We start from the raw sequence: 12,024 nt of genomic DNA, 5'->3' as shown, positions 1-12,024 counted from the left end.
TATGAAAATCGAAATTACCAGCAAAATCATCGACATCACCCCGGCTATCCGCGAGCGCATCGAATCCCGTTTTGAAAAGCTCGAACGTCTTCAGGTGCCTCTCATCACACCTCATGTGATTGTTTCCAAAGAGCGTCTGATGTTCACTGTCGAAGCCAGTGCTGGCATCCCCAACGGCAAACTGTTTGCCCAGGCAGAGCATGAGGATCTCTACGCCGCCATCAACGAACTGGGGCAAAAACTGGAGCGCCAACTCAACCGTCACACCGAAAAGCCGATTGCCCGTCGTGCCAATGCCGCACTCAAAGAGCAGCCGCAACCGGATGAAGCTGACGCTTGATAGCATGCTGCAAGGCTAAAAATTCTAAAGAGCATAAAGGCGGGGTTACCTGCCTTTTTGTTGCCTGTGATTTACCCCACAAGCACAGCATTACGTCAGTGAACAGGCGCCATCAACTGAGCCAGTGCAACCGGGTATCCACCCCCTCTTGCAAACGATCGAGGATCGGCAGCAATACCAGCGGATCCTCCTGGCGTGGCATATCGGCCAGCTTTCCTTGCAACCGCTCCCGCGCCAGCGGTGACAGGTTGTCGTAGACAGCCTCATCCAGCAGCGGCTGTTTGACCGCCAGCGGCGGTGTTTGCAGCGCCAGCCAGAGCCGCACATCCACCATGCTTCCCCCTTGCTGCAACCGCTCATTGATGGCACTGCAGTCACTCCCCGCCCCTTCAGCCACCAGCACCTCTGCCGGTCTCAGCGCAAAGTGCAGACGCCAGTCACGGCTCTGGGGAGTGGCCGCCGGTTTGGCATCAAACCAGGGCTGCTCCTCCACCGCATCGGTCAGCAGGGCCAGATGCAACCGGAAATCAGCGCGATCGCCATGCTGCAGGTCACGGTTGAGGCGCTGCCCCAACTGGCCCTCATCAACGAGCAGGTGATTACGGATTGAACTGGGCAGCATGAGATAACTCTCGAAAATGGCGATTTCACTGGTTATCGGCCACAAATCCAATTCTTTTAATGGAAAAATCCTGCTTGGGGGTTCACAAAACCGGAAGATCTGTTAGTATGCGCCTCGCACTTGTGGAGGGGTTCCCGAGCGGCCAAAGGGATCAGACTGTAAATCTGACGGCTCTGCCTTCGAAGGTTCGAATCCTTCTCCCTCCACCATTTCAAGTGCGACAAGTTGAAAGCAATACCCCCGTGGAGGGGTTCCCGAGCGGCCAAAGGGATCAGACTGTAAATCTGACGGCTCTGCCTTCGAAGGTTCGAATCCTTCTCCCTCCACCATCATTCGGAAAACCCGGCCTAGCGCCGGGTTTTCGCATTTCTGGTCTGCCCAATCCGTTATTCCTCTGCCCTCCAGTCCCTTATCGCTGTATGCCTGCAGCCGATCGCGCAATAAAAAACGGGAGGTCTGCGCCTCCCGTTTACGTTCATATCAGCCCTGTTACGGGATGATGCGTTACAGAGTAAAGCGATAGAAGATATCGACCGCCTGAGCCACCCCGCTCATCGCCTGCAGATAGAGCCGTGGCAATACCTCGTAGCGCAGCTTGAATTCGGCGATGGGGCTGAAAACCCCGACCCCGTACTGGAACTGCAAGCCCGGCAGCAGATAGGCCGACAGCGTCACCTGGGTGTTGTCGCCACTGCCCGCCGTATCGAGGGAGACATCGCTCATCCCGAGCGACTCGCCGATGCTCGACACCACGCCGTTGGCCTGACTCACCGCACCGGCCACCAGCAGACCGTTGAAACCGCCATCCTCACCGCCAGTCTGCAACCCTTTTCCGCGCAGCAGATAGGAGAGCTGTTCCGACTGCGCCATCTGCGGCTCGGAGTAGACAGTGATCTCAGGCTTGCTGGCAGGGCCTGTCACCCGCACCCCGACCGTCACCTGACCCTCGATGGTATCGGGATCCCGGTTGGCTTCGATGTTGAGGAACGGCCGATCCAGCGGACCGGAGAAGAGGATACGCCCCTCCTTGATGATGAGGTTCTGACCATAGGCTTTGAAGCGGCCGTTGGTCAGCACCAGCTGGCCATTGCCAGCCAGCGGCTTCTCGGGATCCTGACGGATATTGAGGCCACCGGAGACATCGGTCTTCAACCCCATGGCATCAAGCTTCACATCGTTGCCAAGGCGGATCGCCACCTTCATCGCCAGCGGCAGACTGGCCTGCTTGGGAGCCGGGGGCAGATCGTCATAGACCACCGTCACATCGTCTGAGACCGCCACCGCCGAATCCGGCAAGCTCTTGACCAGAATGCGCGCCCAGGGAATATCCACCTGACCGGTAATGCGGGTCTCCTCCCCCAGCGACACCGCGATATCGGGCGAGACTCTGACCCGGCCCATGCCCGGATATTGTGCCTCCAGATCCTTACCCTGAATGGTGAGGCTGCCGCTGACCGGCATCTTGGCCCAACTGAGCCAGCCGCCCAACGCCAGCGGCCCCTTGCCCACCAGCATGGAGCCATCGAGCTCGGCGCGGTTGCCCTCGATCTTGAGGCGGGTCACCAGCTTGGTCAGGGTCACCATGTCGGAGTGGGTCTGCACTTCACCGTCACGCAGGTTGAGCTGGCCAAACAACAGGGGCGCCGCCAGGGTGCCGTCGAAACGGGCATCGGCGGAGATGATCCCTTGCAGGGAGCGCACCTCAGGGATGAGCGGCGCGAAGGTATTGAGCTTGAGATCGTCAAACTTGAGCTGACCGCCGAGCAGACCGCGACCGGCGGGCTCCCTGATCAGTAGATCGGTATCGATATTGCCGATCTGTTTGGAGGCAAAATCGAGGCGAATGGCCGCCTGCTGCCGCTCGAAATCAAGGGCCAAAGCCAGCAGCTGATAGTCGGTCTTGAGGCCATCTGCCACAAAAGTGCCCGGCGTGGTTCGCACCACCGCATGCAGGGTCGGCTGATTGCCACGCCAGCTGGCACGCCCATCGGCGGAGAGCATCGCCTGCCAGCGGAAGTTGTCCGGCAACCAGGGGCGTAGCCGCTTGAGATCAAACTCGCTCAGGGCAAACTCCAGAGTGCCCTGCGCAGCGGAGACCTGACTCCCCTTGACGCAGAGGCTGGCCCCCTGGGAGCCGAGGCAAAGATCCCCCATCGCCAGCCGCTGACGCGGCAGATCGAGATCCAGTGCCCAGGGGGAGCTCAAGTCCCAACGGCGCAGCGGAGTTTTCAGCCGCAACTCGGAGAGCGCCCCGCGCCAGTGATCCCCGCGCACGCCGCCACCCAGTTTGAGGTTGGCCGCAACAGGGTCACCCTTCATGGTCAGGGTCAACAGATGCTGACTGATATCGCCGCTGAGGTTCAGGGCCAGCTGGCTGAGCTTGGTCTCACCCTGTTTCAACTGCGCCACCAACAACGCGAGCTCACCGGCCGGTTTGGCACCGATCGCCACATTGCCCTTGAGGCTAATGCCCTTCAGGTCGGTGCCGGCATAGTAGAGCCGGTCGGAGGCCAGATCCGCATCGATTTTTGGCGTCTGCTGATTGCCACTGACCTTCACCTGTCCCTTGATATCCCCTTTCAGGCCGGGATAGATACCCCCCAGCTGGGGAGCCTGCAGGTTGGCATCGAGCTTCCATTGGGCGCTGCTGATACTGCCCTTGGCCTGCAACTGGTTGGGGCCACTTTGCAGCGAGAGCGCCGGGATCTGCCACTCCATCTTGTCATTACCGCTAAGCTCCCCCTTGAGGGCCAGCGGGTACTGGTTGAGTTTGCCATCCACCTTGAGCTTGGGCAGTTTCAGCTCCCAGTGACCCGCCTCGTTCATCACGAAACGGCTCTCCAGCTCACCGGCCAGCGTCCCTTTCAGCTCAGGCAGCAGCTCGGCCGGATTGATCCCCTTGAACATGGTGGTTCCCTGCCACTCGATCCCCTTGTTCCAGGCGAGCTTGCCATCGAGCTTCAACTCCCCCTTGAGGGCGTTGAGCTGCAAGGCGATCTTGCTGAGCCGCTCCAGATCCCCCTTCCCGTCCAGCGCGAGCTTGAAGGGGGGGACATCGGTTCCCTTGCCGGAGGTATTGAGGGCAAACTGATAGCCGGAGAGCTTGCCCTTGGCAGTCAGGCTCCCTTTGTCCAGCCGATAGCTCGGCTCATCTTTGGCAGGCTTGTGCAACGGCCAGCCGAGGCTCTTCCAGTCGAGGGCCACATCAAAAGGGAGATCCGGGTCGAGGGTTGCCAGCGAGCCCTTGAGATTGGCGGCAATCGGCCCCTTGGCCGACAACACCAGCCCCAGCTTGCCGACCGAACCGCTCAGCACCAGCGTGGCCTGCTCACCCTGCAGCTCGCCATCCAGCAGCCCCTTGCGGGCCTTGGCATCCAGGGTCACCGCCAGCGGGTAGTCATCACTGAGCTGGATGTGTCCCTTGAGCGCCAGATCGGCCATGGCGTGGCGCAGCGAGAGCTCACGCACCTCGATGCGATCGTCGGCTGCAGTGGCAGAGAGCAGCAGCTTGTCGAGCCCTTCGATCAGCTCGCCCTGCTTATATTGCACCCGGGTCGCGCTGACCCCTTCCAGCTGGATGGGGAAAGGAAGATGAATGGCGGGCAGGAGAATGGGGGCTGCCTTTGCCGTCTTCGCAGCTGGCGTCCCTTTGCCCTGTTTGACGGTCTTGGCGCTGGCCTTGTCGGTACGAGCAACCGCAGTCACGGCTTGCTTCTCGTTAGCGGCCGGCTGCTTGGCAGATTTGGCTGCGCTGGCGGGTGCCGCGTCATCCAGCGTCACCTTCAGGTTATCGAGCACCGGGCCGCGTACAATCAGCCCCTTGCGGTTGAGGGTGGCGCCGATATCGAGGGACCCCAGGGTCACGGCCACGCCGGGCACAGCCAGATCGAGATCCGCGACCTTGAGGCTGTCGACCTGAATCTTGAGTGGCAGCGGGCGCCAGACAAAGGGTTCGGATGGTTCTTCCGGTGCGGGCTCGGAGTCGGCTACCTTGACCACCGGATGGGTCACCGCCAGGGATTTTATCCAGAGCTTGCCCTGCAGCAACTTGCCGAGATCCCAGTCGAGCACGGCGCGATCCACCGTGACATCCACCAGCTCATCCTGCCAACCCGCCCCTTCCAGAGTCCAGCCATACCCAAGCTGACCGGCCACCAGCTCCCCCTTGAGGGAGGGCAGCGCCGCCCTGGCCTGTTGCCACAACCACTTGTTGCCCTGATGGGTAAAACCCAGCAGGCTGACGCCGATGAGCAGCAGGAACACCAGCCCCATCAGCCAGAGAAAAATGCGTTTTAGCCAGATCACAATGCAGACCCCCGCGCAAGATACAGCCGCAGCGGCCAAAGAAAAAAGCGTTTAGACAACATCATAATTCAGGCCCCAATGCGAAATGCAGCCGCAAGGGCTTGTCCTCTTCCGATACCCCGACCGCCAGATCCAGCCTGACCTGACCGATGGGGGTGACCCAGCGCACACCGACGCCAGTACCTATTTTCCAGGGTTCGCTGTAATCGGTGGTGGAGGTGCCGCCATCCACAAACATGGCCCCCAGCCACTTCTCGCTGAAGCGGTAGTTGTATTCCAGACTGGCCACGCTGGTGTAGCGGCCACCGGTCAGCTTGCCATCCGGCCCGGTGGGGGAGATGCTCTCGTAACCAAAGCCGCGCACCGTCTGATCGCCACCGGTAAAGAAGCGCAAGGACGGTGGCACCAGCGAGAAGCTGTCACCTATGATGGCCCCCTGCTCTGCCCGCATCAGGAATCTGTGGTTATCGCCAAGAGTTCGCAGCCACTTGCTGCGCCCCCACACCCGCATAAAGCTGATGTCGGAGCCCCATCTGGGGTCGGAGAACTCCAGCGTCAACTGCTGGCGATCCCCCCAGTCGGGCACCAGGGTGCCGCGCACCCGCAGTCGGGACCAGGAGACCCCGGGGATCAGCAGCAAGCTGTTCCCCTCGTCGGCACCCTGGGTATAGATCTCGTTCTCCAGCCGGATAAAGACGTCCCGATCCCAGCTCTCCGGCCGCCGCGTCCAGCGGTGCACACCGATAGTGGTGAGATCGGAGCGGGTATCGTTGTTGTCCTTGTACTGGTAGCCGGTCTGGATGGAGTAGTAGTCCCGCAGCGGGTTACCCACCGGGATCTGGTAGTCGAAGCTGAGCTCGGCCTCCGGCGCCGACACCTTGGCGGTGGCAAACAGGCGGTGGCCGTAGCGGTTGACCCAGGGCTTCTCCCAGGTGGCACTCATCCGCGGCCCCACGTCGGTGGCGTAACCGATACCTGTCTCGATTTCGTGATCAACCCGGTTATCCAGCGTCACCGCGATGGGCACCCGATAGTTGCTCGCCTCGCTCAATACCGGCTTGATATCGACCTGACGGAACAGCTTGGTGGAGGAGACATCCTGCGACATCTCGGCCAGACGGATGGCGAGATAGGGATCGCCGCTCTTGATGTTGATAAGCGGGCGAATAAGGTGAAGCGCTTCGGGAGTGGCATCGTAGCGGATCTCGCCAAAACGGTAGCGATGGCCCGATTCGAACAGAATAAAGATCTCCGCCGTCCCCTTGTCCGGGAACACCTTGACCTGACTCTTGCTCAGCTTGGCATCAAAGTAACCACGGGCCAGCCCGAGGCTGCCCAGATCCGCCTTGATGGATTCATATTTGGCGTGATTGAGGGGCTCACCTTCTTTGAGGGGCAACTTGTCCAGCAGGGCGCTGTAGAGCTCGTCGCTGCCCGCATCCCCCTCCAGCAGAATATCGAGGCGGGAGACGATGACCGGCTCCCCTTTGTCTACCTCAATCACCACTTTGGACGGAGTCTTCTTGTCGCGACTCAGGGTGATTTTCGGCTGGTAGTAGCCATATACCTGCAGCGCCTTTTGCACGCTCTCGGTGATTTTGGCTCGAGCCGGGCGGTATTGCCGCTCCTGATAAACAGGCAGGGCATTGAGGTAGGCTTCAACGTTATCCTTGTTCTCCCCTTTCAACCCCTTGACCTGATAGGTGAGCTTGGCGGCAAACGCGGGCGAAGCCAGCAGCGACAGCAACAGGCCCACCCCCAGAACCCGCAGGCCGCGGCGAAAGGCAGAGCCAGACAGTGAACGCCCTGCCAGCAGGGATGAAATGCATCCTGTCAAAGGTCAATATTCCTGAATCTGTGGTGAAGGAAACCGGCGCCCTTTCGGGCCAACCCCGAATGCGGCGCAGCACGCCATGCCGTGCATGGCCGTGACACAAAAATGCGCGCCAGAAAAATGGCGAACCTTATCCTAACATAGGCATCGGCCAGCGACAGCGCGGCGCCATTGGCAAATTCGCCATATCTTTTAAGAGGTTGACCACAAATCACACATTTTGGTGACAATGACGCCGCCCGCTTTCCCGATGGGAGCGAATTGACCTGCCCTGAATAAGGCTCACCCCACCATCAGGCACCATTTGTCACCTCTCCTCCTCTCTTTGCAACCAGAAACCCACCACGACAGAGTTTGTCGGCATCACCCCACCCTCACCGTTTAACAGGCCCGGCACACGCCAAAGCCCGCCGTAGCGGGTGATTAAGAATTGCTCGTTCAGCGCAATCGAATTATCCCGCTGCCTTTGCGAACGTCCCTCCCTCACACTTGAACCATCAACTGAAGGAGACACATCATGCATGCACGTAGCGAACAGATGGCTGACTATATTGCCGATCGTCTCGAGTTCATCACCTTCCTCGCCTGTTGCAGCGCCCTGCTGGCCCTGCTGACCGGCATGAGTGGCCAGCAGGCGCTGGCCTTTACCGCCCTGAACCTGCCGTTTGGCCTCGGCATTTTGCTGGCGATGGCGCTGCTGGCCCCCCTGCCCGCCCACTGGCGGCTGCCGGGGATCACCTTGCTGCTGGCAGGTTGCGCTCTGATGACCCTGCAACTGGGGGGCGAATGGCTCAATCCGCTGGCCATCTGGAGCCTCTACGCCCTGCTCGGTCTGGAGATCATCTGGCAAGCGCGTCCCCGCGCCGTGCTGGCCACCCGCGCTCGCCAATAATACGGCCGATAAAGGGCGGGCTGTGATGGCTGACGCCAGTGGCAAATTGGGGTACTCTTGCGCCCCGATTTGCTACCACCCTTGGCGTTAACAACCTTCGCCATCACTCCCAGGAGCGCCCCGATGAAAAAAGCCTGTGCCCAGCACATTCTGGTCAAGACCGAAAAACAGTGTCTGGAGATCAAGGAGAAGATCGAGAAGGGAGCCGACTTCGGCCAGATGGCCAAGCGCTTCTCCACCTGCGCTTCTGCAAAACGCAGCGGCGATCTGGGGGAGTTCAATAAAGGGGATATGGTCAAGCCCTTCGACGATGCCGTCTTCAAGGGCGAACTGCTCAAGGTGCTGGGACCGGTGCGCACCAAGTTCGGCTTTCATCTGATCAAAGTGCTCTATCGCAACTAAGTCATCGCAACTGACCATTTTCTCGGTGAAGCTCCCATCAGGCGGGCTTCACCGACCTCTGCATCCCCCCCTCGCAAAACTGACCAAAACCACGCCAAACTCTCATCAATTTACTAACGTTATCAGGCAATTAAGTTTATCCTTCTCGGCATTGTCCACATTCGACGATGGATCCCGTGCTATGCCCCGCTCTTGCTTGTGGCCCCTGCTGGCCTGGTTACTCCCGCTCGCTGGCGCCCTCGGCAGCCGCTTTCATCTCTGGCCATGGTGGATCGGTTTTGCGATCTGTCTCATCGGAGCCCTTGTTTCCCTGATCTTGCTGGTACGCCTGCCCTGGAGCCGTAACCGCTACGCCAGCGGCCTTGGCGCCTTGCCGCTACTGCTGCCCCTGACATTTGTGGCACAGGCGCTGCGGATGCCGCTGATCAACGATGTGAGCACAGATCCCTACAATCCCCCCCAGCTACGCTGGGCGGCAGAGCTCAGAACGGCGCAGGATCTGCCAATAAATAGCGCACCGCTGAAAGCAGTTGAGGCAAAACCCGGTCCTCTCTTTACCAGGGCCTCTCCTGCCGAAGTGGTGATTGAAGCCAGCGAACTGATGCAGGAGCTGGGCTGGCAGGTACGACCCAGCCCCGACGGTCTGGATGCGGTGGTTACCACCGGCTGGTTCGGCTTTCAGGATGATGTGGCGCTGCGGGTCTTTGCTGGCCCCAAAGAGACCCGCATCGATATGCGATCAGCCTCCCGTCAGGGGCAAAGCGATCTGGGCACCAACCGGGCGCGGATCGAGGATTTCCTGACCCGCCTGAATGAGCGCCTCGGCCAGGCCTACAAACCCAATTTGAAACCGTAAGTGTGAAACAACAAGAAGGTAACTGATGCGCGTTGAGGTCAAACCCGACCGGGAATATGCCTGGTTTATCCGCCCTTTTTTCTGGCTGCAAAAGCGCAACTATGGTCAGGTGCTTATTCCGGGCAAGTGCTGGGGCCGCTCGCCGCGCCTCTTTGCCGCCGTCGCCACCCTCTACGGCGTCATCAACCGCAAGCGCTCCCCCATCGACCCCGTGCTGCGCTCGCTGGTGACGGTGCGGGTCTCCCAGCTCAACTGGTGTCGTTTTTGCGTCGACATCAACGCCATGACCCTGGTAAAGAGAGCCGGCTCCAGCGAGAAGGTGGAGGCGCTGGCCAACTGGCGCGAAAGCCCCTTGTTCGACGAGCGGGAGAAAGCGGTGCTCGACTACACCGAAGCGATGACTGGCATCGATGGGGTGAGCGATGAGCAGGCAGCCCGCCTCAAGCCCTGGTTCGACGACGATGCCATGGTGGAGCTGACCGGCCTTATCGCCTTCCAGAACATGTCGGCCAAGTTCAACGCCGCCCTCGATATCGCCCCGCAGGGCTTCTGCCAGCTGCCGGTGCAACCGGAACGCCCCGCCCAGCCTGACAGCAAGGACGCCTGATGAACCGGACCCGCCTGCTGCTTGCGCTGGTGATGGGGAGCCTTATCGGCACCTTTTTTGCCCTCGATCTCGGTCGTTACCTCACTCTGGACGCCTTGCAGGCCCAGCAGGCGGCAGTGGCGCAATGGGTCGACAGCCACTTTGTCTCGGCCAGCCTGCTGTTCGTGCTTATCTATGTGCTGAGCACCGCTCTCTCCCTGCCCGGCGCCAGCCTGCTCACCCTGGGTGGCAGCGCGGTGTTTGGTGTCGCCTGGGGACTGCTGCTGGTCTCCTTTGCCAGCACCCTAGGCGCAACCCTGGCCTTTCTCAGCGCCCGCTTCTTGCTGCGCGACTGGGTCGAGCAGCGCTTTGGCGACAAGCTGGCCACCTTTCAGTCCGGCATGGCGAAGGAGGGGGCCTTCTATCTGCTGAGCCTGCGCCTAATCCCCATCTTCCCCTTCTTTTTGGTCAATCTGCTGATGGGGCTCACCCCCATCAGAGTCAGCACCTACTACTGGGTCAGCCAGCTTGGCATGCTGCCCGGCACCTTCGTCTATGTGCTGGCGGGCAGCGAGCTTGGCCAGTTAACCAGCACCGGCAATATCCTCTCCCCCGGCCTGATGGTCGCGTTGACACTGCTCGGTCTGATGCCCTGGCTGGTCAAGAAATTGACCACACACCTTGCGCAGCGGCGACTGCTCGCCCCCTACGGCAAACCCGCTCGCTACGACTACAACCTGCTGGTAATAGGTGCGGGCGCAGGTGGGCTGGTCACCAGCTATATCGCCGCGGCGGTGAAGGCCAAGGTGGCGCTCATCGAGAAACACAAGATGGGGGGAGATTGCCTCAACAGCGGCTGTGTCCCCTCCAAGGCATTGATCCGAAGCGCCCGCTTTGCCGCAGAGCAACGTAAAGCCGACGAGCTGGGCTTTAGCCCAAGCCACTCCCGCGCCGATTTTGCCGCCGTGATGGAGCGGGTGACGCAGGTTATCAAGGAGGTCGAGCCCCACGACTCCATCGAGCGCTATCAGGGGCTTGGAGTGGAGTGCATCGAAGGAGAGGCACGACTGGTCTCCCCCTGGGAGGTAGAAGTGAACGGCCAGCGCCTTGCCAGCCGCCATATCGTCATCGCCACCGGCGCCCGGCCGCTGGTGCCCAAGCTGCCGGGGCTGGATCAGGTGCCTTACCTCACCTCGGATAGCCTCTGGCAACTGCGCACCCCGCCGCGCCGCCTGCTGGTGCTGGGCGGCGGCCCTATCGGCTGCGAGCTGGCCCAAAGCTTCGCCCTGCTCGGCATTCCCGTGACCTTGGTGGAACTCTCGGAGCAACTGCTGCCCCGCGAAGAGAGAGAGGTAGCCGACGCCCTGGCCGGGCAGATGAGCCGCGATGGCGTGCAGCTACTCACCGGCTGGCGTGCCGAACGAGCCGACTATCTGCCCGCAGCCGATGGGGATCTCCCCATCCGGCTGCAACTGCGCCGGGGCGATGAGACACAAGTGGTGGAAGGGGATCAACTGCTGCTGGCACTGGGTCGGGTCGCCAACGTCAGCGGCTTCGGGCTCGAAGCGTTGGGGGTCGAGCTTGCCCCCCGCGGCACCATAGCGGTCGATGGTTTTCTTGCCACCAACTTCCCCAGCATACTGGCAGTGGGAGACGTAGCGGGCCCTTACCAGTTCACCCACTTTGCCGCCCATCAGGCCTGGTATGCGGCAGTAAATGCCCTGTTTGGCCAGTTCATGCGCTTTCGGGCCGACTATCGGGTCATTCCGGCGGCCACCTACACCATGCCAGAGATTGCCCGGGTCGGGCTCAATCGCAAGGAGGCCGAAGCGCAGAGGATCCCCTTCGAGGCGACCCGCTTCGAGCTGGCCGAGCTGGATCGCGCCATCGCCGATGGCGAGCGCCACGGTTTTGTCGAGGTGCTGACCGTGCCAGGCAAGGATACTATCCTTGGCGCCACCATAGTGGGCACTCACGCCGGTGAACGGATCGCCGAATTTGTGCTCGCCATGCGTCACCGCCTCGGTCTTGGCAAGATCCTCGGCACCATTCACGCCTATCCCACCCTGATGGAGGGGAACAAATATGTGGCGGGTGAATGGAAACGGGCCCACCAGCCCACCCGGGTGCTGGCGTTGCTGGCCCGTTATCACCGCTGGCGCCGTGGCGCCTGACAATCAGGGAAAC

General features: G+C 61.0%; 9 protein-coding genes and 2 tRNA genes. 8 read left to right on the top strand and 3 right to left on the bottom strand.

Annotated elements, in window-relative coordinates:
• The first annotated feature begins 1 nt into the window (after position 1).
• Positions 2-340, top strand: coding sequence for a ribosome hibernation-promoting factor, HPF/YfiA family (gene hpf / locus ACTG2J_RS07535; protein ID WP_005334257.1), 339 nt, complete (start codon positions 2-4; stop codon positions 338-340).
• 112 nt (positions 341-452) lie between these two features.
• On the opposite strand, the gene ACTG2J_RS07530 is transcribed toward hpf, so the two are convergent.
• Positions 453-962 (bottom strand): VC2046/SO_2500 family protein, encoded by a 510-nt coding sequence (locus ACTG2J_RS07530; RefSeq protein WP_204483842.1) that lies wholly within the window; start codon positions 960-962, stop codon positions 453-455.
• Between the two features lie 124 nt (positions 963-1,086).
• Here ACTG2J_RS07530 and ACTG2J_RS07525 point away from each other — a divergent pair.
• Together ACTG2J_RS07525 and ACTG2J_RS07520 are read left to right on the top strand one after the other, a co-directional pair.
• Positions 1,087-1,171, top strand: a tRNA-Tyr gene (locus tag ACTG2J_RS07525).
• Positions 1,172-1,206: 35 nt separating this feature from the next.
• Positions 1,207-1,291, top strand: a tRNA-Tyr gene (locus tag ACTG2J_RS07520).
• A gap of 175 nt (positions 1,292-1,466) precedes the next feature.
• Here the strand turns inward: ACTG2J_RS07520 and tamB are convergent.
• Positions 1,467-5,267: an autotransporter assembly complex protein TamB gene (gene tamB / locus ACTG2J_RS07515; RefSeq protein ID WP_439997342.1), complete on the bottom strand. Its 3,801-nt coding sequence runs from the start codon at positions 5,265-5,267 to the stop codon at positions 1,467-1,469.
• 61 nt (positions 5,268-5,328) lie between these two features.
• Complete coding sequence (gene tamA / locus ACTG2J_RS07510) at positions 5,329-7,104, bottom strand: autotransporter assembly complex protein TamA (protein WP_100646312.1); 1,776 nt, start codon at positions 7,102-7,104, stop codon at positions 5,329-5,331.
• A gap of 514 nt (positions 7,105-7,618) precedes the next feature.
• On the opposite strand from tamA, the gene ACTG2J_RS07505 reads away from it, so the two are divergent.
• The 5 genes from ACTG2J_RS07505 to ACTG2J_RS07485 all read left to right on the top strand — a co-directional run bounded on the left by ACTG2J_RS07505 (position 7,619) and on the right by ACTG2J_RS07485 (position 12,011).
• Positions 7,619-7,993: a hypothetical protein gene (locus tag ACTG2J_RS07505; RefSeq protein WP_069555247.1), complete on the top strand. Its 375-nt coding sequence runs from the start codon at positions 7,619-7,621 to the stop codon at positions 7,991-7,993.
• A 123-nt stretch (positions 7,994-8,116) separates the two neighbouring features.
• Positions 8,117-8,395 carry a peptidylprolyl isomerase gene (locus ACTG2J_RS07500; RefSeq protein WP_005334269.1) on the top strand — a complete coding sequence of 93 codons (279 nt, stop codon included), beginning with the start codon at positions 8,117-8,119 and terminating at the stop codon, positions 8,393-8,395.
• Positions 8,396-8,576: 181 nt separating this feature from the next.
• Positions 8,577-9,251, top strand: coding sequence for a DUF1499 domain-containing protein (locus ACTG2J_RS07495; protein WP_113738754.1), 675 nt, complete (start codon positions 8,577-8,579; stop codon positions 9,249-9,251).
• A 25-nt stretch (positions 9,252-9,276) separates the two neighbouring features.
• Entirely contained in the window at positions 9,277-9,858 is a 582-nt protein-coding gene (locus ACTG2J_RS07490; RefSeq protein WP_113738755.1) for a carboxymuconolactone decarboxylase family protein, read from the top strand.
• A complete protein-coding gene (locus tag ACTG2J_RS07485) occupies positions 9,858-12,011 on the top strand; it encodes an FAD-dependent oxidoreductase (protein ID WP_439988822.1) in 2,154 nt (717 codons plus the stop codon). Before ACTG2J_RS07490 ends, ACTG2J_RS07485 begins: the two co-directional genes overlap by 1 nt.
• Positions 12,012-12,024: the final 13 nt, after the last annotated feature.

Source organism: Aeromonas sp. 6P (assembly GCF_051919525.1).
GTDB lineage: Bacteria > Pseudomonadota > Gammaproteobacteria > Enterobacterales > Aeromonadaceae > Aeromonas > Aeromonas veronii.
This window is presented reverse-complemented; position numbering and strand designations above follow the sequence as displayed.